The sequence below is a fragment of the Achromobacter sp. HZ01 genome (genome assembly GCF_003267925.1).
GTDB lineage: Bacteria > Pseudomonadota > Gammaproteobacteria > Burkholderiales > Burkholderiaceae_B > Achromobacter > Achromobacter pulmonis_A.
In genome coordinates, this window is record NZ_LWKV01000002.1 from 1,336,359 (window position 1) to 1,359,038 (window position 22,680).

Below are 22,680 nucleotides of genomic sequence, written 5' to 3' on the forward strand. Positions count from 1 at the left end.
ATCTCGCGCTATACCCATCCTACGGCCATGTTGCTCGTAGGATGGGTATAGCGCGAGACCGTACAGATAAGAACCCAAATCCCCAGCGCGCGACACCCATCAGGCAGCCCCAGCCGCCGCGCTCAGCGCCCCCCGCCCATCGCGCCGCTCAGCACCATCATCAGGAACTGCTCGACCGGCATCTTCTTGCCGTTGAAGTCCACCTGGCCGTCGGCGTAGTTCAGGTAGGTCACGATGTTGTCGTTTTCGATCTTGGCCAGGCCCATCGCCGTGGCCATGGTGCCCACCATCTCGGCCTGGCCCTTGGCGGTCTGCAGGGCCTGCTCGGCCGGCACGCCGCGCACCTGCGGCTCGATGGCCATCAGGTCGCTCAGGTTGGCCTTGGACAGCACCAGCCTGGCCGCGAGCTTGCGCACCACGTCCTTGGCGGTGTCGGCGAATTCGCCGTCCATCGTGGCGGGCTTGGTCAGGTCCAGGTCCAGCGTGAAGGTCGAGGTGCCGTTGGCGGTGCGCACTTCCAGCGGCGCCACGTTCAGCGTCGGGTTGCCGGCCAGCAGCAGTTCGACGTTGGTCTTGAGCACCTGCTTCTCTTCATCGGTGAACTCGGGCGTCTGCTCTTCGTCATCGCTTTGCAGCATGCGGCGCGAAGCGGCTTCGTAGACGTCGTTGATGGCCTTGAACGCCTTGGCGTCCAGGCGCTGGGCGTCGATGACCAGCTTGGCGCCGGCCATGTCCTTTTCCTGGATGTTGATCATGCCCAGGTCGAGCACCATCTTGGCGCCCACGGTGGCGTCGGCTTCGGTCATGTCGACGGCCATGCTGGTGTCCTTGAGCTGGACCGGCGGCTTTTCCTTGGACGTGATGGTCCAGTTCTTGATGCCCAGCTTCTGGCTGCCCACATACATGTCGTTCTTGCCGGGCGTCATGTCGCTGGTCAGCGTCAGGCCCTGCAGGGCCATGCGCTCGATGTCGCTGTCCTCGGAGGCCGGGCCGGCGGCCACCAGGCTTTCGGCGGCCAGCGCGATGGTGCCGTGCTTGCTGTCGGTGGCGTAGGTGACGTCGCCCTTCATGCCCGAGAACGACAGGCTGGTGTCGTCCTTGGCGAACTCGACCGGCGCCATGTCGAACGTGCCGGCGACGTTCCTGGCGTAGCTGACGCTGTAGGCGCCCGACAGCGGCACGACGCCCTTGGTGGCGGCGAACCAATCCTTGACGGCGGGCGTTTCTTCGAGCTGGAAGCGGCTGGCCACCATGGCCGGGGCGAAGGAGCCGGACTTCAGGTTCGACAGCGGGAACGGGCCGTGGTCCAGGTGCTCGACGAACTGGATCTCATGTTCCTGGGCCGGCTTGCCGTCGGCCGCGGGCTCGGTGATCTTCACGCGGTAGCGCTCGGTCGACGAGAACACGCCGCGCTCGAACGACACCAGCTCGACCACGGCGGCCACGCCCCACTTCTCGCCGAATTTCTGCAGTTCGACGTTGGCCTGCTCGACCGATTGCTTGACGAAGGCCTCGGCCTTCTGGCCCGTGTACCACGCCGTGCCGGTCCAGACCGCGCCCAGCGCGACGACCACGCCCACTACTGCCGATTTCTTCATAACAACCCTTTGTTCTTCAAATATGGAGGAAAGCGCACGGATTATAGGGAGTGGAGCCTAGGGAAAACACTTATTTGGTGCACAGGCGCTGCTATTTGTTACCTGGTGATACGCATCCGCCGCCGTGAACCGGTGCTGCAGCGCCACATCGGCTACAATCATTGCGTGTGTTTTGCCAATCTGCACACGTCCGCTAGGCCCTTCGCTGCCAAGCCTCGCCCATCAGGGCGCTTCCCTTTTCTCCTTGTTCGTCCGCCTGGATTGGAGTCTCTCAACTTGAGCGACGGGCTGCCGTTGGAGTTGTCTTGACTACCTCTTCCCCTTTCGCCGACCTCGGGCTGGCTGATTCCCTGTTGCGTGCCATCGCCGAGACCGGCTATACCGCGCCCACTCCCATTCAGGCCCAGGCCATTCCGCAGGTGCTCAAAGGCGGCGACCTGCTGGCCGCCGCCCAAACGGGCACCGGCAAGACCGCCGGCTTCACGCTGCCCATCCTGCATCTGCTGATGCAGAAAAAACCCGAACAGAGAAAGCCCGGCCGCCCGCGCTGCCTGATCCTGACCCCGACGCGCGAACTGACCGCGCAGGTCGCGGAATCGGTGCAGACCTACGGCAAGTACACGTCGCTGACGTCCATGGTGATGTTCGGCGGCGTCAATATCAACCCGCAGATCTCCGCGCTGAGAAAGCCCCTGGACATCCTGGTGGCCACGCCCGGCCGCCTGCTGGACCACTGCGGCCAGAAAACCATCGACCTGTCCGGCGTCGAGATCCTGGTGCTGGACGAAGCCGACCGCATGCTGGACATGGGCTTTATCCGCGACATCCGCAAGATCCTCGCGCTGCTGCCCAAGCAGCGCCAGAACCTGCTGTTCTCGGCCACCTTCTCCGACGACATCCGCACCCTGGCGCGCGGCGTGCTGAACAACCCCGGCGAGGTCTCCGTAACCCCGCGCAACACCGCCACCGAGCTGGTCACCCAGACCGTGCACATGGTGGAACAGCACCACAAGCGCGACCTGCTCAGCCACATCATCCGCGAAAGCGGCTGGCACCAGGTGCTGGTGTTCACGCGCACCAAGCACGGCGCCAACCGCCTGGCCGAAAAGCTGGTCAAGGACGGCCTGACCGCCGCCGCCATCCACGGCAACAAGAGCCAGTCGGCCCGCACCCGCGCGCTGGCCGGCTTCAAGGACAGCTCCGTGGCGGTGCTGGTGGCCACCGACATCGCCGCGCGCGGCCTGGACATCGACCAGCTGCCCCAGGTGGTGAACTTCGAGCTGCCCAACGTGCCCGAGGACTACGTGCACCGCATCGGCCGCACCGGCCGCGCCGGCGCCACCGGCGCCGCGGTCTCGCTGGTCGACAACAGCGAAATCAAGCTGCTCAAGGACATCGAGCGCCTGATCAAGAAGACCATCGAGCGCAAGCCGGTCGAAGGCTGGACCCCGCCCGCCACCAGCGCCGCCGCCTACGAGCGCCAGGAGCGCGAGGAAGACAACCGCAGCCCGCGCGGCGGCAACCGCAACGGCCGCGGCGGCAACGCCAATGGCGGGCGCGGACGTCCGGCCCAGGGCCAGCCCCGTTCGGCCGCCGGCGGCCGCGCGCCGGTGCCGGCCCGCGCCGGCGAAGGCCGCGCCAGCCACGCCCCGCGCGACGGCAAGCCCGCCGACCGCCCGGCCCACGCCAGCCGCAACGAAAACCGCCCGCAGCAGAACCATCGCCGTCCGGAAGGCGCCGCCCGTCCGGCCGGCAATGGCGGCGCGGGACGCCCCGCGCGCGCCGCGCTGCTGAGCAAGTAATATCACCGGCAACCCCAGAACCGCGATCACGGACCCGCGCCATGCCCTTATCCACCTGGTTGACGTTTTTCCTGGCCTCCTGGGCCATTTCGTTCTCGCCCGGCGCGGGCGCGATCTCGGCCATGTCTTCCGGGCTGAAGTACGGGTTCGCGCGCGGCTACTGGAACACGGCCGGCCTGATCATGGGCATCCTGTTCCAGTTCGTGGTCGTGGCCGTGGGCCTGGGCGCGGTGCTGGCCACCTCCGAGATGGCCTTCAACGTCGTCAAGTACCTGGGCGTGGCCTACCTGATCTACCTGGGCGTGCGCCAGATCCGCACCGACGCGGCGCCGGTCACGGTCGACGCCGGCGACCCCAAGCTGGCCTCGGTGCGCGAGCTGGTGCTGCGCGGCTTCCTGATCAACACCATGAACCCCAAGGGCACGGTGTTCCTGCTGGCCGTGGTGCCGCAGTTCGTCGACACCGCGCTGCCGCTGACGCCGCAGTACGCGGCGCTGGCGGCCACGCTGGCGTTCACCGACCTGGTGGCGATGGGCGTGTACACGCTGCTGGCGGCGCGCGTGCTGCGCATGCTGCGCGACGCCAAGCACATCCGCTGGATGAACCGGACCTTCGGCTCGCTGTTCATCCTGGCCGGCGTGTTCCTGGCCTCGTTCCGCCGCCATTCCTGAACCCTTGCGCGGGGCATGCGCCGGCGACGGCGCATGCCCCGCGCGCTTTCGTGCCCGATACCGGACCGCGCCGGGCGATGCAACGGCGCTGAGTAAAATCCACCGATCATGAACATCACCCAAGAAGTTGCGCGGCGCCGTACGTTCGCCATCATTTCCCACCCTGACGCAGGCAAGACCACACTGACCGAAAAGCTGCTGCTGTTCGCAGGCGCGATCCAGATCGCCGGCAGCGTCAAGGCGCGCAAGGCCTCGCGCCACGCTTCTTCGGACTGGATGGAGATCGAAAAGCAGCGCGGCATTTCCGTGGCGTCCTCGGTGATGCAGATGGAGTACCGCGACTGCGTCATCAACCTGCTCGACACCCCGGGCCACCAGGACTTCTCCGAAGACACCTACCGCGTGCTGACGGCGGTGGACGCCGCGCTGATGGTGATCGACGCGGCCAACGGCGTCGAGCCGCAGACCATCCGCCTGCTGCAGGTCTGCCGCGCCCGCAACACGCCCATCATCACCTTCATCAACAAGATGGACCGCGAGGTGCGCGAGCCGCTGGAACTGCTGTCCGAGATCGAGGGCCACCTGGGCATGGACGCGGTGCCGTTCTCGTGGCCGGTGGGCATGGGCAAGGCCTTCGGCGGCGTGTTCGACATCCGCCGCGACCGCATGCGCGTGTTCCGCCCCGGCCAGGAGCGCCGCTCGGACAACGACGACTTCATCGAAGGCCTGACCAATCCCGAGATCGCGCGGCGCTTCGGCTCGGCCTTCGAGCAGGCCAGCGGCGAGATCGAACTCATCAACGAAGCCGCGCCGGCCTTCGACCGCGACCAGTTCCTGGCCGGCAAGCAGACCCCGGTATTCTTCGGCTCGGCCATCAACAACTTCGGCGTGCAGGAAGTGCTGGACGCCCTGGTCGACCAGGCGCCGCCCCCGGGCCCGCGCACGGCCCTGCAGCGCGAGGTGCAGCCCGAAGAACCCAAGTTCACCGGCGTGGTGTTCAAGGTGCAGGCCAACATGGACCCGGCGCACCGCGACCGCGTGGCGTTCGTGCGCGTCAGCTCCGGCCGCTTCGAGCGCGGCATGCGCCTGAAGGTCGCGCGCACCAACAAGGAAATGCGGCCCAACAACGTTGTGTCCTTCCTGTCGCAGCGGCGCGAACTGCTGGACGAGGCCTATGCCGGCGACGTGATCGGCATTCCCAACCACGGCGTGCTGCAGCTGGGCGACGTGCTGACCGAAGGCGAGACGCTGCAGTTCACCGGCCTGCCGTTCTTCGCGCCGGAACTGTTCCAGGCGGTGGAAGTGAAGGACCCGCTGCGCACCAAGCAGCTGCGCACCGGCCTGACGCAGCTGGGCGAGGAAGGCGCCATCCAGGTGTTCCGGCCCGAGGCCGCCGGCGGCGCGCTGCTGCTGGGCGCGGTCGGCCAGCTGCAGTTCGAAGTGGTGGCCCACCGCCTCAAGACCGAGTATGGCGTGGAGGCCCGGATGCTGCCGTCGCGCTACACAATGGCACGTTGGATTACTTCTGAAAACCCCAAGGCGCTGCGCAAGTTCATGGATGCCAATGCAGCCCATATCGCCTATGATGTGGTGGATGCGGCGGCGTTTTTGATCGGTTCTCCCGCGCAATTGCGCGTTGCCGAAGAACTGTATCCCGATGTGAAATTCCACGCCATGCGCGAGCACGGCGGCAAGGTTTTCGGAGACAAAGCGTAGGCCCGTTGGGGTTCCGCATGGCAGATGAGGGTAGCAATGTCTTGGCGTTTTTTATTCGCAACGCTCCTGGTCGCGCTCGGCGCGTCCGCCTGGGGCGGCATACAACTGGGTGACTGGCTGGTGGCGCATGCGCCGACCGCCGCGCCCGCTCCTGGCCAGGACACTCTGGCCTCGCAGCAGCCGGTGCTGGACGCCAATGGCCGTCCCTACGTGGCGCAGCCGCCCCAGCCCCGCATCGACGGCACGCTGGGCGTGCCGGACAAGCCCGCCGACCGGCAGTGGCAGGTCAACACGGTGTCGCTGTTCGACAGCGTGAGCGATCCTTCCGTGAAGATCTCGCGCGAGCGCATCAGCCCCGAACAGGCCCGCGAAATCGCCGCGAACTCGCAGGTGCCGCTGCCCTCGGGTCCGTCGGACGTCAGCACGCTGGACCTGCAGGCCCCCGGCACCTCCGCCGCCATCAACGGCGGCCAGATGCAGGCCGGCGGCTACGGCACGACCCAGATGGTGCAGGCGCCCCCGCCGCCGAATTCCTCGCAGGCACCCGGCGCGCCGGGCTGGCAGGACGCCCTCAAGCGCGAACTGGCGCACTGCGCCACCCAGGGCTTCTTCGAGCGCCCCTCCTGTTCCTGGGCCGCGCGCAACAAGTACTGCGGACCCAACCGCGCCTGGGGCACCATGGCCGAATGCCCGGCCCGCCCCTGACGGCGCGAACCCGACCCTCCATGAAAAATGGCGCCCACCGGGCGCCATTTTCTTATCCGCGAGCGGCGATCATTCCGGCACGGACATCTGGCTCTGCAGGTAGTTCTGCAGGCCGACCTTGTCGACCAGCTCGATCTGCGTTTCCAGGTAGTCGATGTGCTCTTCGGTGTCGTCCAGGATGTCCTGGAACAGGTCGCGAGAAACGTAGTCGCGGACCGACTCGCAATGGGCGATCGCTTCCTTGACGGTGGCCTGGGCGGCCTGTTCGAGCTTGAGGTCACAGGCCAGCAGCTCGGGCACGTCCTCACCGATCAGCAGCTTGTGCAGGTCTTGCAGATTGGGCAGGCCGTCCAGCATGAAGATGCGTTCGATCAGACGATCGGCATGCTTCATCTCGCCTATGGATTCTTCGTACTCGTGCTTGCCCAGCTTGTCGAAACCCCAGTGGTTCAACATGCGGGCATGCAGGAAATACTGGTTGATGGCCGTCAGCTCGTTGGTGAGTTGCTTGTTCAGAAACTGGATGACGGTTTTATCGCCTTTCATGATGGACTCCTTGCAGTCAGGCGCGACGCGAATGCATCGCGACAAAGGAGCGCACGATGCCGCGCGTACGCAACCCCGGCAGACTACCATTTGTGACGTGGCCAAAGCTACCTTTGCCCTGCATTTGGTAAACCGCTTTAGGAGCACGACCATAAAGCGATAGGCCAATGAGAATGAGTATGCGTGCGGCTTGGCGGCCCGCGGATTACGGGTCGGCCACTGCGGAATTCAGCCGGCGCGCCGCGTCGCCAGCCAGATGCCGAAGGCGATCGGCACGATGCCCAGCAGGTCCAGCCACGACACCGCTTCGCCCAGCACCAGCCAGCCGAACAGCAGGCCCAGCGGCGGCATCAGGAAATGCAGCGCGCTGGCCGAGGTGGCGCTGGCGCGCCCCAATATCATGAACCACAGGTAGTAGCCGCCCATCGACACGGCGACGATCATGTAGGCCATGCTCCAGAAGAGGCTGGCCGTCAGGTGCGCGTCGCCCAGGCTCTCGCTGGCCAGCGCGAACGGCAGCAGCGCGGCCGCGCCGGCCAGCGACTGGATGCCGGTCGAGGTCCACAGACCGGTGGCGGGCGCAAGGCGCTTGTAGAGCAGCGTGCCGGCCACCAGCGCCGCCAGCCCGCCGGTGACCAGCAAAGTGCCGTGCAGGTCCTCCTGCATGCCCGACAGCCGCGAGCGCAGCACCAGCGCCACGCCGGCCAGCCCCAGGCACAGGCCGGCCAGCTTGCGCCAGCCCAGCCGCTCGCCCAGCACCGGCCCGGCCAGCACGCCGATGAGCAGCGGATTGGTGCTGATCAGCACGGCGGTGAAGGCCGAGGACACCGTGGTCATGCCCGACCAGCTCAGCCCCAGGTACAGGGCGTTGTTCAGCACGCCCAGCAGCACCAGGACCGCCAGGTCGCGCGCCGGCGGCAGCCGCCAGCGCCCGCCCGCCGCGGCCAGGCCCAGCATCAGCGCGCCGGCGATCAGGAAGCGCAGGGTCAGCAAGGTCAGCGGCGGACAGTCGCGCACCGCGATCTTGGCGGCCGCGAAGGCGGAGCTCCAGAGCAGGCAGAACGCCGCGATGGGCAGCCAGCTCAGGCCCGGTGCGGCGGGCAGGGCGTTGGAGGACAAGGTGGAGACGGCCTTCATGGGAGATCCGAAATAGCGCGAACGATGGAGCGATTCTGCGCGGCGGCCGATCCATTGACAAACTCTTTATTCGGATCGAAAGTATTTGAAAATCAGATGCTTCGGGAGCGCCAATGGATCTCGATCTGCTCCATAGTTTCGTGTCGGTGGTCGACGCCGGCGGCTTTACCGCGGCCGGCGAACGCGTGCACCGCAGCCAGTCCACCGTCAGCCAGCAGATCCGCAAGCTGGAGGAATCGCTGGACTGCGCCCTGTTCGTGCGCGAAGGCCGGCAGGTCTTACTGACCGAGGACGGCGAGCGCCTGCTGGGCTACGCCCGGCGCATGCTGGCGCTGTCGACCGAGGTGCGCGAGGTGGTCAGCGGCCGCAAGCGCGTGGACGTGATCCGGCTGGGCATCCCCGACGACTTCGCCGCCGACTCGCTGGCCGCCGTGATTTCGGAATTCGCGCGTTCGCAGCCCGGCGTGCGGCTGTCGGTGCGCTGCGACCTGACCGCCGCGCTCGTGCGCGGCCTGGAACGCGGCGACCTGGACGTGGCGCTGGTCAAGCGCGAGCCCGGCGTCGGCCGCGCCGCGGCGGCCTGGACCGAACATCTGCACTGGATCGGCGGGACGCCGCAGGCGCCGGCGGCCGACGAGCCGGTGCCGCTGGTGGCTTTCCCGCAGGGCTGCATCTATCGCAACCGGGCGATCCACGCGCTGGAGGCCGCGGGCCGGCATTGGCGCATCGCCTACGAAAGCCCGAATCTCCTGGGCCTGCAGGCGGCGCTGAAGGGCGGGCTGGGGATCGCCTTGCTGGAGCGGCGCTGCATCGTGCCGGGCCACCACATCGTCGATGCGGAGCTACCCGGCGTGCCGCCGACCGAACTGGCGCTGTGCGTGCCCGACGCGGGACGCGCGCCGGTGCGCCGGCTGGCGACGGTGATCGAGGAGTTTTGCGAGAAGGAAATGACGCGGCCCGCCGCAAGCTAGCAGCGAGCCGGGAGAGGAATCCGCCGTTTAAGCCGTGGCGACGAGCGCGATGGGGAAGCTGCTGTTGGCAGCGGGCGCGCCCGGTTCGGCCACGGTGGCCGGCGGATTGACCGGAACGGCAATCGAGCGCACGTCGCACACGCTGGAGCAGCGGCCGCCCGGCAGGTATTCGGCGGCCGTCGCCGCGCAGCAGCCGCAGCACGTGGCCACGCCCAGCTCGAATTGCAGGTCGGAAAGCGTCGTCGCGCCGGCGTCCACGCTGGCGCGGACTTGGCGTTCGGTGATGGCATTACATACGCAAATGTACATGAGAATAATTATCGAAAATTATTCAATAACTGACAAGTCCCAGGCGTAAATAAATTTGCAACCAAAGTGTCACGCAAGTGCTTGAAATCAGGGACGAATTCGAATTTATCCGTCCCTGATTTCAGCGGGCGGCGGCCTGGGCCTTGCGCAGCGCGGCCGGCGCGATCCGCAGCGCCTCGCGGTACTTTGCCACCGTGCGGCGGGCGATGACGATCCCCTGATCGGCCAGTTTTTGGGTGATCTGGCTGTCGGACAAAGGCTTGGCGCGGTTTTCCTCGGCCACCATCTGGCGGATGAAGGTCTGCACCGCGGTGGCCGAGGCGGTGTCCCCGCCCTCGGTGGCCACGCCCGTGCCGAAGAAGCGCTTGAGTTCCAGCGTGCCAAACGGAGTGAGCATGTACTTCTGTGTTGTGGCGCGTGAAATCGTGGATTCATGCAAGCCCAGCTCGCCCGCGATGTCCTTCAGGATGAGCGGCCGCATGGCGCCCGGCCCCTGGCTGAAGAATGCGGTCTGGTGCTCCACGATGGCCTGGGCCACCCGCAGAATGGTGTCGAAGCGCTGCTCCACGTTGCGGATCATCCAGCGGGCCTGCTGCAGCTGGGCCTGCAGGCCGGCGTGCGCCGATTCCTTCTGGTTGCCCAGCATCTGGGCGTACAGCCCGTTGATCTGCAGCCGCGGCACGGCGGCGCTGTTCAGGGTGGCCTGCCAACCGCGGCGGGTCTTGCGCACGATGACGTCGGGCACCGCGTAGTCGGCGGCGGGCACGGTCCAGGCCCGTCCGGGACGGGGTTCGAGCCGCAGGATCAGGGCATGCGCGGCGCGCACCGTGGCTTCGTCGCAGCCCACGGCGGCGCACAGCCGGGCGGTGTTGCCGGTAGCCAACAGCGCCAGGTGCTGCGCGCAGATTTGCCGCGCACAGTCCAGCACGGCGGCGTCGGCCGCCTCGGGCAGGCAGGCGAGATCGGGGTTGCGCAGTTGCAACAGCAGGCATTCGGCCATGTCGCGCGCACCGATGCCGGGCGGATCGAACGATTGCAGCAGCGACAGCGCGGCCTTCAGCTCGTCGAGGTCGGGCTCCATTTCGGCCGGCAGCCAGCCCAGGATCTCCTCCAGCGGCGAGCCCAGATAGCCGTTTTCGTCCAGCTCGTCGATCAGCAGCCCCGCCAGCGCCACGTCGCGGGCCTGCGCCCGGGTCAGGACCAGCTGGCCCAGCAGGTATTCGCGCAGCGTGTCGGGCCGGGCCGCCTCGGGCATGGAGGAGTCCTCGTCCGGATAGACGCCGCCCGAGCCGGGCATTTCCTCGGCCGGCGTTTCGCGTTCGAGCGGCGGCTCGTCGTCCTGCACGGAGGACTCGCGCTCGGACTCGGCCTGCGCTTCGGCCGGCTGGGGGTCCTCGTCGCGTTCCAGCAAGGGGTTTTCCGCGAGCACCTGCGAAATCTCGGCTTCGAGCTCGAGCGTGGACAGCTGCAGCAACCTTATGGATTGCTGCAGCTGTGGCGTCAGCGTCAGATGCTGGCCGGGTCGCAGTTCTAAAATAGGACGGGTCATAGGTACAATATTTTGCATGATGAATCTGACTTCGCCCGCAAGCGTCCGCCAGGACTGCCGCCTGATCGGCCAGACCCTGCTCAAACTGGCGCTACCCCGACTCATAGTGCGTGCGATCGTCATCGCCGTCGCCCTCGTCATCTGGTATCTGGTCGCCCAGTGGATACTGGCATTCGGCCGCAGCATGAACTATGACTTCCTGCACAGCCTGGGCCAGCCGACCGTGGACATGGTGCAGAAGGTCAACCCCTACCTCTGGTGGGCCGTCGCCGCCATCTGGTCTCTGATTGTATTTTTCACCGTCCGCGCCTGGCTGTCCGCCAGCCTGGCCGCCGGCAGCGCCACGCCGGTGGACACCGACGTGCTGGCCGGCCTGGCGCCGCAGCTCTCGGATGAATCCCTGGGCGTGCTGCGCTGGACCTGGGGCGACCGCCAGGAACCGTTCACCGTCGGCGACCTGCGCCGCTCGCTGTCCGAACTGCGCCACCGCCGCATCGACAAGATCGCGATGGTGGCCGACCAGGCCGCCATCCTGGACAATCCGGCGTCGGCCACCGGCCGCGATCGCGATCCCGGCGAAATCCGCCGCCAGCCGCGCACCGACCACTACGTCGAACCGCGCATCGGCGGCCCCGCCGACTGAAGCCGCGCAGGCCGCCCACGGGCGGCCTGTTCGTTTCAGGCAGCCGCCAGCCGGCCGCTCCTATACTCGGACTCCAGGCTCGCATAACCGCCGGCCGCCTTCGCATCGACTCCAACCGACCGGCAGCGCAGACCTGCCGGATGCGCGGCCCGCCCCCTGGAGTTTTTTTCATGCATTTCTCTCCCAGCCGGTACGCCGCCGGCCTGCTGCTGGCCTGCTCGGCCGCCTTTGCCTGCGGCGCCGCCGGAGCCGCCGAATGGCCCGACAAACCGATCACTTTCGTCGCCCCGTTCACGGCGGGCGGCGCCAATGACCTGGTCGCGCGCATCATCGCCAAGGCGGTCGGGTCCCAGCTGGGCCAGCCCGTGATCGTCGAGAACCGGCCCGGCGCCGGCGGCGTGATCGGCGCGGCGCACGTGGCGCGCAGCCCGGCCGACGGCTACACCTACCTGGTGGGCAGCAACGGCACCGTCACCAACAGCCTGATCCGCTCTGACCAGCCCTACAAGGACGACATGCTGACCCCGGTCGCGCTGTTGTCGATCACGCCCTCGGTCATCGTCGCCAACCCGTCCAATCCGGCCAAGGACCTCAAGGACTTCGTGGCCCGCGCCAAGCAGGCCAGGACCGACCGCATCACGTTCTCGACCGCGGGCAACGGCAGCACGCCGCATTTCGTCGCGGAAATGCTCAAGGAAGCCTCGGGCCTGCCGGTCGAGCCCATCGCCTACAAGAGCGGCTCGGAGGGCGTGACCGCGGTGGTCGGCAACCAGGTCGACGCGACCTCGGAGGCCAGCATCGTCACGCTGCCGCTGATCCAGAGCGGCAAGCTCAAGGCCCTGGCCACCACCTGGGACAAGCGCATGGCCAGCGCGCCGGACATCCCAACGACGGCCGAGCAAGGCTTTCCCGGCGTGCGCATCGGCCACTGGGCCGGCCTGTTCGCCCCGGCCGGCACGCCCGCCGACGTGCTGGACCGCATGAACGCCGCGGTGGACAAATCGCTGCAGACGGCCGAGGTGCGGGACGCGCTGCGCCAGAGCAGCATCGAGCCCGGCGGCGGCTCGCGCGCCAGCTTCGCCGAATTCGCCGCCAACGAACGCGAACGCCTGGGCAAGGTCGTGCAGAACGGCCACATGCAGACGCAATAAACGGCCGCGCAAAAAGCCGGGGAGCCATCCGTCCCCGGCTTTTTCATCGTATTTTGTTTGCGCTGCACGAAAAAATATGTTTGACTAGCAACCTATGGCCGCTTACCGCAACCCCCTCGCGATTGCTATCGGACGCTTTAACGCTCCGGTTGCCGGCCTGCGCGCTCGCACCTCCTCCATCGCGCTATCGCTATACCTACCGATCGGTTGCCGGGCCTAGTGTCCCCGTGGTAGCTCGGCAGCCACGCTTGCCACACGCGATTTTTCCCTTTTATCTCTGAATCCAGCCAGACGACGACGGTGAACCCGTCAAGGCAAACCCGCGCAGCACGCCGCAAACCGGCCGCGCAGCTTCCGGAACGACTCCGGATAGGGATTCAAAAGAAACCGATCGAGGTGTAGTCATGATGCTTGCCAACCCCGCCACCAAGTACGTCCCGTTCACGCCGTTTGCCCGCGATTTCTCCGAGCGCACCTGGCCCAGCCGCCGCATTACCGCCGCGCCGATCTGGATGAGCACGGACCTGCGCGACGGCAACCAGGCCCTGATCGAGCCCATGAGCGTCGAGCGCAAGCTCCGCTTCTTCGAACAGCTGGTGAAGATCGGCTTCAAGGAAATCGAAGTGGGCTTCCCGTCGGCCTCGCAGACCGACTTCGACTTCGTGCGCAAGCTCATCGACGAAAAGCGCATTCCCGACGACGTCACCATCATCGTGCTGACGCAGTCGCGCGAAGACCTGATCAGCCGCACGGTGGAATCGGCCGCCGGCGCCAAGCAGGCCATCGTCCACTTGTACAACGCCTGCGCGCCGGCGTTCCGCAAGGTCGTGTTCAACATGAGCAAGGACGAGATCAAGAACATCGCCACGACCGGCACGCGCCTGGTCAAGCAGTACATGGCCCAGCATCCCGAGACCAAGTGGCGCTACCAGTACTCGCCGGAAGTGTTCAGCACGACCGAACCCGAATTCGCGCTGGAAGTCTCCAACGCCGTGGCCGACGTATGGGAGCCCACGCCGGACTGCAAGATGGTGCTGAACCTGCCGGCCACCATCGAGGCCACCACGCCGAACATGTACGCCGACCAGATCGAGTGGATGCACAAGAACCTGGCGCGCCGCGACAGCATCGTGCTCAGCGTGCACCCGCATAACGACCGCGGCACCGCCGTGGCCGCCGCCGAATTCGCCGTGATGGCCGGCGCCGACCGCATCGAAGGCTGCCTGTTCGGCAGCGGCGAGCGCACCGGCAACGTCGACCTCGTCACGCTGGCGCTGAACCTCTATACCCAGGGCGTGCATCCGGGCCTGGATTTCTCGGACATCGACGAAGTGCGCCGCTGCGCCGAGTACTGCAACCAGCTGCCGGTGCACCCGCGCCATCCGTACGCCGGCGACCTGGTCTTCACCGCGTTCTCCGGCTCGCACCAGGACGCCATCAAGAAGGGCTTCGCCCAGCAGCAGCCCGACGCCGTGTGGGAAGTGCCGTACCTCCCGATCGACCCGGCCGACCTGGGCCGCAGCTACGACGCGGTGATCCGCGTCAACAGCCAGTCGGGCAAGGGCGGCGTGTCGTACCTGCTCGAACAGGAGCACGGCCTGGTGTTGCCGCGCCGCCTGCAGATCGAATTCAGCCGCGCCATCCAGCGCGTGACCGACGAGACCGGCCGCGAGGTCACCGCCGACGACGTGCACACCATCTTCAGCCGCGAATACCTGGAGCAGAAGGCGCCCTGGAAGCTGGTGCGCCACCGCATCGACGGCAACCCGGCCGCCGGCGAAGGCCAGCATTTCAGCATCGAGGCCGAACTGGAATACAACGGCGAACGCCGCGTCGTCACCGGCAAGGGCGACGGCGCCATCTCGGCTTTCGTTGCGGCGCTGGACGTGCCGGTGCGCATCATGGACTACCATGAGCACGCCATCGGCACCGGCACCGACACCCGCGCCGCATCCTACGTGGAGCTGCGCGTGGGCGATTCCGGCACGGGCTTCGGCGTGGGCATCGACCGCGACATCGTGACGGCCTCGTTCCAGGCCGTGCTGAGCGCCGTCAACCGCCACATCAACGCCGGCGCCGTGACCACCACCGAGCAAGAGACTGCCGAGACCGCGTGATCCGCAACCCGGCATGAAAGCAGCCCGCCGCTACCCGGCGGGCTTTTTGTTTCCGGGCGGCGTCAGCCGCGCGGCCACATGTCGGATGCGCCGATGTCCGGCGAGTTGGCGGCCAGCAGGCGCTGATGCACCCAGGCCGCGATGGCCAGCATGGCGTGGTCGCCGTGGCGCTTGCCGATCAGCTGCAGGCCCACCGGCAGGCCCTGCGGGCCGGTGGCGAACGGCAGGTTCAGGCAGGGCAGGCCGAACAGCGTCCAGGCCCGCGAGAACTGCGGATCGCCCGTGCCCAGGTCCGCGAAGGGCGCTTCGCCGGCCGCGCTGGGCGCGATCAGCACGTCGTACGTGTCGAGCCACGAGTCCACGCGCGCGCGCGGCTCGGCGGCGCGGGCCAGGTTCTGCTGGTGTTCTTCGGCCCCGATGCGCATGCCCGCCTCGATGATGGCCTGCAGCTTGGTGCTGAGCTGGCCCATGTGCTCGATGCGCTCGTAGGCCAGCGCCTGCGACAGCTCGAACGCCATGATGTCCGCGTGCAGCTGCACCAGCGCGCAGTGTTCCTGCGGCTGCGGCACTTCTTCCACCACGGCGCCGGCGCGCGACAGGATGGCCGCCGCCTGCGCGAAGGCCTCCTTGGTCTCGGACTGGGCATGGCGCCACTGCAGGGTGCGGAACATGCCGATGCGCGGCTTGCCGTCGTACGACAGGTTCAGCATGCGCGGGTCGCGCATCAGGACCGAGGCGAACAGCGCCACGTCCGGCACCGAACGCGCGAAGCCGCCGACCGTGTCCAGCGACTCGGCCACGCTCTTGACCCCCGCGCGCGAAATGCTGCCGAAGGTGGGCTTGTAGCCGACCACGCCGCAATAGGAGGCGGGCCGGATGATCGAGCCCGCGGTCTGCGTGCCCAGCGCGAATGGCACCATGTCGTCGGCCACCGCGGCCGCCGAGCCGCTGGAGGAGCCGCCCGGCGTGTAGGCCTCGTTGCGCGGATTGCGCGTGGGGCCGGCATGGTAGGTGGCGAATTCGGTGGTCACGGTCTTGCCGATCACGATCGCGCCGGCCTCGCGGCACTGCGCCACGCTGGCCGCGTCCAGACCCGGGCGGTGGCGTTCGTAGATGGGCGAGCCGTAGCGGGTGGGCAGGTCCGCGGTGTCGAACAGGTCCTTGACGCCGATGGGCAGGCCATGCAGCGGGCCGCGCAGCGCGCCGCGGTCCAGCGTCTGCGCGCGTTCCAGCGCAGCCTGCTTTTGCAGCGCGGTCCAGGCATGCACGGTGTTCTCGCGCTGCTCGATGCGCGCGAAGCAAGCGCGCACGAGCTGCTCCGCGGTCAGTTCGCGCCGTTGCAGCTTGCGCGCGGCTTCGAGCGCGCCAAGCTTGTTCAAGGCTATAGACATGGTCCTTTCCTCTTTACCGGCGCCGCGCATGGCGCGCGGCGGCTGAGCGACGCACCCGGTCCCCTTGACCGGGGGTTCGCCGGAAGACGCGGCGGGTAAATTCCGCCGCGCATTTCGGACCAACCGACTGCTGCCAATGTCCACCACGCGTCAATTGGGAAAAACACGGAAATCACCGCTTTTCTCCACGGAAACCGCGCGTCGCGCCTTGGCTTTTCTGTTGCGTCGGCACCAGCATAGCGCAAACCCGTGCAATACAAAGGTCATATTTGTCTAGTAAGATGAAATCGTTTTCACGACCCGACAGCAATTCCGCATGGCATCGCGCCCGTCGCCCCGATTCTCCATCATTGAAGTGGCCCGCAAGGCCGGGGTTTCGCCGGCCACGGTGTCGCGCGCCTTCAACCAGCCGGACATCGTGCATCCCGACACGCTGGCCCATATCCGCAGCGTCGCCAAGCGCGCGGGCTTTCGCCCCAACCGCGTGGGCCGCAGCCTGCGCTCGGGCAGCACGCGCACCATCGGGCTGATCCTGCCCACGCTGTCCAACCCGGTGTTCGCAGAATGCTTCGAAGGCGCCGAGCGCCGCGCGCGCGAATCGGGCTACAGCGTGATGCTGACGGCCACCGGCTACGATCCGGCGGTCGAATCGGCCGCGGTCCAGGGCCTGATGGACCACCAGGTCGACGGGCTGATCCTGACGGTCGCCGACGTGGCCAAGAGCGCGACGCTGGACGACCTGGACAGCGCCGGCATTCCCTATGTGCTGGTCTACAACGAATCGGCCGCCCATCCCTATGCCTCGGTGGACAACCGCGCCGCCGCCAGCGACATGGTGGCCCATCTGGCGGCGCTGGGCCATCGCCGCATCGCGCTGGTCACCGGGCCGCTGACCGCCTCCGACCGCGCGCGCCGCCGCCTGACCGGCGCGCGCGCCTGCGCCAAGCGCCTGGGCCTGGATGCCATCCAGCACATCTCCATGAGTTCGCACACCGGCAGCGACGCCGATGCCCTCAAGGCCGCGCTGCGCGGCAAGCAGGCGCCCACCGCCCTGTTCTGCTCGAACGACCTGCTGGCCACGGCGGTGATCGCCGACCTGGTCGGGCTGGGCCTGTCCGTGCCGGCCGACATCTCGGTCTGCGGCTTCGACGGCATGCGTTTCGGCGCCTTGCTGACGCCGCCGCTGACCACGGTGGCGCAGCCCAGCGACGGCATCGGCGTGGCGGCCTGCTCCAATCTGCTGGCGCAGATCCACGGACAACCGCCGCAATCCGACCGCCTGCCGCATTGCATCGTGGTCGGCGGCACCGCGGCGCCGGTGCGGCGCAAGGCCGCCGCCTAGGCGCCGCCACTTCAACGCTTTCGATATCCAAGCATCATGCTCATCGCACAGATTACCGACCTGCACATGCGCACCCCGGGCGACAAGGCCTACGGCATCATCGATCCGGCCGCCTTCCTGGCGCCGGCCGTGCGCGCGCTCAACGCCCTGACGCCGCGGCCCGACTGCGTGCTCATCACCGGCGACCTGACCGACCTGGGCCGGCCCCAGGAATACCAGGCGCTGCGCGAGCACCTGCTGGCGCTGGAGATTCCGTACTTCCTGCTGCCCGGCAACCACGACGACCGCGCCCAGCTGCGCGCCGCGTTTCGCGACCACGACTATCTGCAAGGCGACGGGCCGTTCATCCAGTACGCCATCGAAAGCTATCCGCTGCGCCTGCTGGCGCTGGACACCGTGGTGCCGATGAAGAGCCACGGCGAACTGTGCCAGGACCGGCTCGACTGGCTGGCCACGCGCCTGGCCGAACAGCCGCAGCGGCCCACGCTGGTGCTGATGCACCATCCGCCATTCCTGACCGGCATCGAGCACATGGACGCCATCGGCCTGCTGGCCGGCGCGCCCGAGCTCGAGCGCATCGTGGCGCGTTTCCCGAACGTGGAACGCGTGCTCTGCGGCCATCTGCACCGCACGATATTCCAGCGCTTCGGCGGCACCATCGCCTCGACCTGTCCGGGCACCGCGCACCAGCTCGCGCTGGAGATCGGGCCGCGCCCGACGCTGCAATACATCATGGAGCCGCCGGGCTATCAATTGCACTGGTGGCATGGCGGCAACCTGGTCACGCACCACGCCGTCATTGGGGAATACCCCGGACCTTACCCATTCGCCTGAGGCCTGCGGCTAGACTATCGGACCTCGCCTTGCCATACATCCGTCATGTTTGCGCTGCACAATGAAAAGGATTTCATCGCAGGCAACAATGCGGATCCAACTATCGGATCTTCGAGACAGCATGTCATCCATCGTTCTGGATAACCTCACCAAGCAGTACGGCGCCGCCGCCGCGATCCATGGCGTCAGCTTCACCGTTCCCGCCGGCAGCTTCACGGTCCTCCTGGGTCCGTCGGGCTGCGGAAAGTCCACCACCCTGCGCATGATCGCCGGGTTGGACACGCCCACCTCGGGCAGCATCCGCATCGGCGACCGCGACGTGACCCAGCTGCCGCCTTCCAAGCGCCGCATCTCCATGGTGTTCCAGTCGTATGCGCTGTTTCCGCACCTGTCGGTGCGCGAGAACATCCTGTTCGGCCTGAAGGTGCGCAAGGAGCCGGCGCGCGACTACGACCGCCGCCTGCAGCGCGTGGCCGGCCTGCTGGGCCTGAACCACCTGCTCGACCGCAAGCCCTCGCAACTGTCCGGCGGCCAGCAGCAGCGCGTGGCGCTGGGCCGCGCGGTCATCTCCGAAGCCCCGGTCTGCCTGATGGACGAGCCGCTCTCCAACCTCGACGCGCAGCTGCGCCACGAAATGCGCCGCGAGATCCGCGCGCTGCAGCAGGAGCTGGGCATCACGATGGTGTACGTCACGCACGACCAGACCGAGGCCATGAGCATGGCCGACCAGGTGGTGCTGCTGCGCGGCGGCCAGATCGAACAGCACGACACGCCCGACGGCCTGTACGCGCGCCCGGCCAGCGAATTCGCCGCGCGCTTCATCGGCACGCCGCCCATGAACCTGATCGGCCTGGCCGGCGGCAACGGCGCCACCGTCATCGCCGGCGCCGACGGCCCGGCCATCGCCAGCGCGCCGGCCGGCGCGGTCAAGCTGGGCGTGCGGCCCGAACACATCCGGATCGACGACGGCGGCATCCCCGCCACCGTCGAAAGCGTGGAGTACTTCGGCGCGGACTCCATCGTGGTGTGCCGCGTCGGCGACACCAGCGGCGTGGCCGTGCGCGTCAGCGGGCATCTGCGCGCGCGCGCCGGCGAAGCCCTGCGCCTGTCCTGGCCGCAGGCGCAGCAGCACTTCTTTGCCGCCGATTCGGCGGTCATCAACACCGTCGGGCACTAGATCAAGCCCGCACACAGCACAGGAAAGGAAAACCAACATGCGACGCACCGTACTGAAGACCCTGGCCGCCAGCCTGGCCGCCGCCTGCCTTTCGCTGCCTGCGCAGGCGCAGAACAAGCCCGTCGAGGTCGAGTTCTATTACCCGGTCGCCGTGGGCGGCCCCATCACCAAGATCGTCGACGACATGGTGGCGGACTTCCAGAAGGAAAATCCCAACATCCGGATCAAGCCGATCTACGCCGGCTCGTACCAGGACTCGATCGCCAAGGCGCTGACCGCGCTCAAGGGCGGCACCCCGCCGCAGCTGGCGGTGCTGCTGTCGACCGACATGTTCACGCTGATCGACGAGGACGCCATCGTCCCGATCGACAGCCTGGCCAAGAGCGAGGCCGACAAGAAGTGGCTGGGCGGCTTCTATGACGCCTTCATGCAGAACAGCCGCACCGGCGGCCACACCTGGGGCGTGCCGTTCCAGCGCTCGACCATCGTCATGTACTACAACAAGGACCTGTTCAAGGCCGCCGGGCTGGACCCCGAACGCGCGCCGGCCACCTGGGCCGAACTGGTCGAGTACGGCAAGAAGCTGACCAAGCAGGACGCCGCCGGCAACACCACGCAGTGGGGCATCGAGATCCCCTCGGGCGGCGCGTTCGCCTACTGGCTGTTCCAGGCGCTGACCACGCCGAACGACGCGATCCTGATGAACGAGGCCGGCAACGAGGTCTACCTGGACAAGCCGGCGGTGGTCGAGGCCGCGCAGTTCTGGCACGACCTGTCGGCCAAGCACAAGATCATGCCGGCCGGCACCATCGACTGGGGCACCACGCCCAAGGACTTCCTCGAAAAGAAGGCCGCCATCGTCTGGACCACCACCGGCAACCTGACCAACATCCGCAAGAACGCCGACTTCCCGTTCGGCGTCGCCATGATGCCCAAGCAGAAGCGCGGCGGCAGCCCGACCGGCGGCGGCAACTTCTACATCTTCAAGAGCGGCACGCCGGAGCAGCAGCAGGCCGCGCTCAAGTTCGCGCAGTGGGTCACCACGCCCGAACGCGCCGCCGACTGGAGCATCGCGACCGGCTACGTCGCGGTGACCCCGGCCGCCTGGGAAACCGAAAAGATGAAGAAGTACGCGCAGGAAGTGCCGGCCGCCACGGTCGCGCGCGACCAGCTGGAAGTCAGCGTGGCCGAGTTCTCCACGCATGAAAACCAGCGCGTCACCAAGACGCTCAACGATGCGCTGCAGGCCGCGCTGACGGGCTCCAAGACGCCCCAGCAGGCGCTGACCGACGCCCAGCGCGAGGCCGACCGCATACTGCGTTCCTACAAGTAAACCGACAAGCACGATGAGCCGCTCTTTGAATGCGCTTTATGGCTGGCTGCTTCTGCTGCCAGCCATCGTGCTGCTCGCCGCGTTCACGCACTACCCGGCGCTGGCGACGCTATGGCACAGCTTTTTCTCCACCCCCAAGGGCGCGCGTCCGGCGCGCTACGTGGGGCTGGAGAACTACGCGCTCATGCGCGACGATCCGGTGTTCTGGCAGTCCCTGTGGAACAACCTGTGGTTCGCGCTGGGCACTATTCCCACCTCCATCGGCATCGCGCTGATCATGGCGCTCTGGGTCAACCGCAACCTGCGCGGGCGCGGGTTCCTGCGCATGGCCTACTTCACGCCCACGGTGCTGCCGATGGTGGCGGTGGCCAATATCTGGCTGTTCTTCTACACCCCGCAGTACGGCCTGATCGCGCAGGTGATGCAGCTTTTCGGCACGCCCGGGCCGAACTGGCTGGGCTCGCGCGAAACCGCGCTGCCGGCGCTGATGCTGGTCACCGTGTGGAAGGAAGCGGGCTTTTTCATGATCTTCTACCTGGCCGCCTTGCAGACCGTCTCGCCGTCGCTGCGCGAAGCCGCCATGCTCGAAGGCGCCTCGCGCTGGCAGTACTTCCGCCGCATCCTCTGGCCGCTCTTGATGCCGACCACGCTGTTCGTGCTCATCAACGCGCTGATCAACGCCTTCCGGCTGGTGGACCACGTCGTGGTCATGACGCGCGGCGGGCCGGACAACGCCAGCACGCTGCTGCTGTACTACATCTACCAGGTGGGTTTCAGTTTCTGGGACACGGCTTACGCCGCCACGCTGACCGTCGTGTTGCTGGTGGTGCTGGCGCTGACCGCGCTGGTCAAGTTCCGCTGGCTGGACCGCAGGACGCACTATCAATGAAAGACAAGCTCGATACCCTGGGCGCCTGGGCGCTCGGCCTGCTGTGGATCCTGCCCCTGGCGTACGCCATGTGGGCAGCGTTCCACCCGCCCGCCTACGCCACCCGCTTCGACCTGTTCGCGCCGCTGACGCTGGACAACTTCGTGCGGGCCTGGCATGCCGCGCCGTTCCCGCGCTACTTCCTCAACACCTTCCTGCTCGTCACGATGGTGCTGGCCGCCCAGCTGGTGCTGTCCACCCTGGCCGGCTATGCGTTCGCGCGCCTGGAATTCCGCGGCCGCGACTTCGTCTTCATGCTGGTGCTGCTGCAGCTGATGATCATGCCCGACGTGCTGCTGGTGGAGAACTACCGCTCCATGAGTCAGCTCGGCATCCGCGACACGGTGTTCGCCATCGGCCTGCCGTACTTCGCCTCGGCCTTCGGCATCTTCCTGTTGCGCCAGACCTTCAAGACCGTGCCGCGCGAACTCGAAGAGGCCGCCCGCATGGAGGGCGCCAACGCGCTGCAGATCCTGTGGAAGGTGTACGTGCCGCTGGCCAAGCCGATCTACGTGGCCTACGGGCTGGTGTCGGTCAGCCACCACTGGAACAACTTCCTGTGGCCGCTGATCATCACCAACTCGGTGGAATCGCGCCCGCTGACGGTGGGGCTGCAGGTGTTCTCGTCCACCGATCAGGGCATCGACTGGTCGGTCATCACCGCCGCCACGCTGATGTCGGCCGCGCCGCTGCTGATCGCGTTCCTGCTGTTCCAGCGCCAGTTCGTGCAGTCGTTCATGCGGGCGGGGATCAGGTAGCG

Annotated in this window: 20 protein-coding genes; 14 read left to right on the forward strand and 6 right to left on the reverse strand. The window is 67.3% G+C overall.

Annotated features, from left to right (window positions below):
- Positions 1-122: 122 nt before the first annotated feature.
- Complete coding sequence (locus A6B37_RS15210) at positions 123-1,598, reverse strand: YdgA family protein (RefSeq protein ID WP_111826213.1); 1,476 nt, start codon at positions 1,596-1,598, stop codon at positions 123-125.
- Positions 1,599-1,903: 305 nt separating this feature from the next.
- On the opposite strand from A6B37_RS15210, the gene A6B37_RS15215 reads away from it, so the two are divergent.
- The 4 genes from A6B37_RS15215 (at position 1,904) to A6B37_RS15230 (ending at position 6,492) form a co-directional block, all read left to right on the forward strand.
- Positions 1,904-3,400, forward strand: a complete 1,497-nt coding sequence (locus A6B37_RS15215; protein WP_210405800.1) for a DEAD/DEAH box helicase — start codon at positions 1,904-1,906, stop codon at positions 3,398-3,400.
- 41 nt (positions 3,401-3,441) lie between these two features.
- Complete coding sequence (locus A6B37_RS15220) at positions 3,442-4,071, forward strand: LysE family transporter (protein ID WP_111826215.1); 630 nt, start codon at positions 3,442-3,444, stop codon at positions 4,069-4,071.
- Between the two features lie 108 nt (positions 4,072-4,179).
- Positions 4,180-5,787, forward strand: a complete 1,608-nt coding sequence (locus tag A6B37_RS15225) for a peptide chain release factor 3 (protein WP_102772987.1) — start codon at positions 4,180-4,182, stop codon at positions 5,785-5,787.
- A gap of 24 nt (positions 5,788-5,811) precedes the next feature.
- Positions 5,812-6,492 carry a hypothetical protein gene (locus A6B37_RS15230; protein WP_181390938.1) on the forward strand — a complete coding sequence of 227 codons (681 nt, stop codon included), beginning with the start codon at positions 5,812-5,814 and terminating at the stop codon, positions 6,490-6,492.
- A 69-nt stretch (positions 6,493-6,561) separates the two neighbouring features.
- On the opposite strand, the gene bfr is transcribed toward A6B37_RS15230, so the two are convergent.
- Together bfr and A6B37_RS15240 are read right to left on the reverse strand one after the other, a co-directional pair.
- Positions 6,562-7,038: a bacterioferritin gene (gene bfr / locus A6B37_RS15235; RefSeq protein WP_102772985.1), complete on the reverse strand. Its 477-nt coding sequence runs from the start codon at positions 7,036-7,038 to the stop codon at positions 6,562-6,564.
- 228 nt (positions 7,039-7,266) lie between these two features.
- A complete protein-coding gene (locus A6B37_RS15240; RefSeq protein ID WP_102772984.1) occupies positions 7,267-8,175 on the reverse strand; it encodes a DMT family transporter in 909 nt (302 codons plus the stop codon).
- 113 nt (positions 8,176-8,288) lie between these two features.
- On the opposite strand from A6B37_RS15240, the gene A6B37_RS15245 reads away from it, so the two are divergent.
- The gene (locus A6B37_RS15245; RefSeq protein WP_111826216.1) at positions 8,289-9,146 is read left to right on the forward strand and encodes a LysR substrate-binding domain-containing protein; all 858 of its coding nucleotides are present in this window, start codon (positions 8,289-8,291) and stop codon (positions 9,144-9,146) included.
- A 27-nt stretch (positions 9,147-9,173) separates the two neighbouring features.
- Here the strand turns inward: A6B37_RS15245 and A6B37_RS15250 are convergent, their stop codons facing one another.
- Positions 9,174-9,455 (reverse strand): (2Fe-2S)-binding protein, encoded by a 282-nt coding sequence (locus tag A6B37_RS15250; RefSeq protein WP_102772982.1) that lies wholly within the window; start codon positions 9,453-9,455, stop codon positions 9,174-9,176.
- A gap of 121 nt (positions 9,456-9,576) precedes the next feature.
- Entirely contained in the window at positions 9,577-11,022 is a 1,446-nt protein-coding gene (rpoN, locus tag A6B37_RS15255) for an RNA polymerase factor sigma-54 (protein WP_102772981.1), read from the reverse strand.
- On the opposite strand from rpoN, the gene A6B37_RS15260 reads away from it, so the two are divergent.
- The 3 genes from A6B37_RS15260 (at position 11,021) to leuA (ending at position 14,915) form a co-directional block, all read left to right on the forward strand.
- A complete protein-coding gene (locus tag A6B37_RS15260) occupies positions 11,021-11,647 on the forward strand; it encodes a hypothetical protein (protein ID WP_111826217.1) in 627 nt (208 codons plus the stop codon). The genes rpoN and A6B37_RS15260 overlap by 2 nt on opposite strands.
- A 170-nt stretch (positions 11,648-11,817) precedes the next feature.
- Positions 11,818-12,798, forward strand: a complete 981-nt coding sequence (locus A6B37_RS15265; protein WP_102772979.1) for a tripartite tricarboxylate transporter substrate binding protein — start codon at positions 11,818-11,820, stop codon at positions 12,796-12,798.
- 404 nt (positions 12,799-13,202) lie between these two features.
- Complete coding sequence (gene leuA, locus A6B37_RS15270) at positions 13,203-14,915, forward strand: 2-isopropylmalate synthase (RefSeq protein ID WP_102772978.1); 1,713 nt, start codon at positions 13,203-13,205, stop codon at positions 14,913-14,915.
- A gap of 62 nt (positions 14,916-14,977) precedes the next feature.
- On the opposite strand, the gene A6B37_RS15275 is transcribed toward leuA, so the two are convergent.
- Positions 14,978-16,306, reverse strand: a complete 1,329-nt coding sequence (locus A6B37_RS15275) for an amidase (RefSeq protein WP_111826218.1) — start codon at positions 16,304-16,306, stop codon at positions 14,978-14,980.
- A gap of 316 nt (positions 16,307-16,622) precedes the next feature.
- Between A6B37_RS15275 and A6B37_RS15280 the strand changes: the two genes are divergently transcribed.
- The 6 genes from A6B37_RS15280 to A6B37_RS15305 all read left to right on the forward strand — a co-directional run bounded on the left by A6B37_RS15280 (position 16,623) and on the right by A6B37_RS15305 (position 22,678).
- Positions 16,623-17,648 (forward strand): substrate-binding domain-containing protein, encoded by a 1,026-nt coding sequence (locus A6B37_RS15280; protein ID WP_111826219.1) that lies wholly within the window; start codon positions 16,623-16,625, stop codon positions 17,646-17,648.
- 36 nt (positions 17,649-17,684) lie between these two features.
- The gene (locus A6B37_RS15285; RefSeq protein WP_111826220.1) at positions 17,685-18,482 is read left to right on the forward strand and encodes a phosphodiesterase; all 798 of its coding nucleotides are present in this window, start codon (positions 17,685-17,687) and stop codon (positions 18,480-18,482) included.
- Positions 18,483-18,603: 121 nt separating this feature from the next.
- A complete protein-coding gene (locus A6B37_RS15290; RefSeq protein ID WP_102772974.1) occupies positions 18,604-19,659 on the forward strand; it encodes an ABC transporter ATP-binding protein in 1,056 nt (351 codons plus the stop codon).
- A 37-nt stretch (positions 19,660-19,696) separates the two neighbouring features.
- A complete protein-coding gene (locus tag A6B37_RS15295; protein ID WP_102772973.1) occupies positions 19,697-20,992 on the forward strand; it encodes an ABC transporter substrate-binding protein in 1,296 nt (431 codons plus the stop codon).
- A 13-nt stretch (positions 20,993-21,005) separates the two neighbouring features.
- Complete coding sequence (locus A6B37_RS15300) at positions 21,006-21,881, forward strand: sugar ABC transporter permease (RefSeq protein WP_102772972.1); 876 nt, start codon at positions 21,006-21,008, stop codon at positions 21,879-21,881.
- Positions 21,878-22,678 (forward strand): carbohydrate ABC transporter permease, encoded by an 801-nt coding sequence (locus A6B37_RS15305; protein ID WP_102772971.1) that lies wholly within the window; start codon positions 21,878-21,880, stop codon positions 22,676-22,678. The genes A6B37_RS15300 and A6B37_RS15305 overlap by 4 nt, the downstream gene beginning before the upstream one ends.
- Positions 22,679-22,680: the final 2 nt, after the last annotated feature.

Bases quoted from the DNA above. Each gene is read 5' to 3' on its own strand.
- A6B37_RS15260 (WP_111826217.1), top strand. From the start codon at position 11,021: ATGATGAATCTGACTTCGCCCGCAAGCGTCCGCCAGGACTGCCGCCTG.
- A6B37_RS15230 (WP_181390938.1), top strand. From the start codon at position 5,812: ATGAGGGTAGCAATGTCTTGGCGTTTTTTATTCGCAACGCTCCTGGTC.
- A6B37_RS15265 (WP_102772979.1), top strand. From the start codon at position 11,818: ATGCATTTCTCTCCCAGCCGGTACGCCGCCGGCCTGCTGCTGGCCTGC.
- rpoN (WP_102772981.1), bottom strand. From the start codon at position 11,022: ATGCAAAATATTGTACCTATGACCCGTCCTATTTTAGAACTGCGACCC.
- A6B37_RS15300 (WP_102772972.1), top strand. From the start codon at position 21,006: ATGAGCCGCTCTTTGAATGCGCTTTATGGCTGGCTGCTTCTGCTGCCA.
- A6B37_RS15245 (WP_111826216.1), top strand. From the start codon at position 8,289: ATGGATCTCGATCTGCTCCATAGTTTCGTGTCGGTGGTCGACGCCGGC.
- bfr (WP_102772985.1), bottom strand. From the start codon at position 7,038: ATGAAAGGCGATAAAACCGTCATCCAGTTTCTGAACAAGCAACTCACC.
- A6B37_RS15220 (WP_111826215.1), top strand. From the start codon at position 3,442: ATGCCCTTATCCACCTGGTTGACGTTTTTCCTGGCCTCCTGGGCCATT.
- A6B37_RS15305 (WP_102772971.1), top strand. From the start codon at position 21,878: ATGAAAGACAAGCTCGATACCCTGGGCGCCTGGGCGCTCGGCCTGCTG.
- A6B37_RS15280 (WP_111826219.1), top strand. From the start codon at position 16,623: ATGGCATCGCGCCCGTCGCCCCGATTCTCCATCATTGAAGTGGCCCGC.
- A6B37_RS15210 (WP_111826213.1), bottom strand. From the start codon at position 1,598: ATGAAGAAATCGGCAGTAGTGGGCGTGGTCGTCGCGCTGGGCGCGGTC.
- A6B37_RS15285 (WP_111826220.1), top strand. From the start codon at position 17,685: ATGCTCATCGCACAGATTACCGACCTGCACATGCGCACCCCGGGCGAC.
- A6B37_RS15295 (WP_102772973.1), top strand. From the start codon at position 19,697: ATGCGACGCACCGTACTGAAGACCCTGGCCGCCAGCCTGGCCGCCGCC.
- A6B37_RS15250 (WP_102772982.1), bottom strand. From the start codon at position 9,455: ATGTACATTTGCGTATGTAATGCCATCACCGAACGCCAAGTCCGCGCC.
- A6B37_RS15275 (WP_111826218.1), bottom strand. From the start codon at position 16,306: ATGTCTATAGCCTTGAACAAGCTTGGCGCGCTCGAAGCCGCGCGCAAG.
- A6B37_RS15240 (WP_102772984.1), bottom strand. From the start codon at position 8,175: ATGAAGGCCGTCTCCACCTTGTCCTCCAACGCCCTGCCCGCCGCACCG.
- leuA (WP_102772978.1), top strand. From the start codon at position 13,203: ATGATGCTTGCCAACCCCGCCACCAAGTACGTCCCGTTCACGCCGTTT.
- A6B37_RS15225 (WP_102772987.1), top strand. From the start codon at position 4,180: ATGAACATCACCCAAGAAGTTGCGCGGCGCCGTACGTTCGCCATCATT.
- A6B37_RS15290 (WP_102772974.1), top strand. From the start codon at position 18,604: ATGTCATCCATCGTTCTGGATAACCTCACCAAGCAGTACGGCGCCGCC.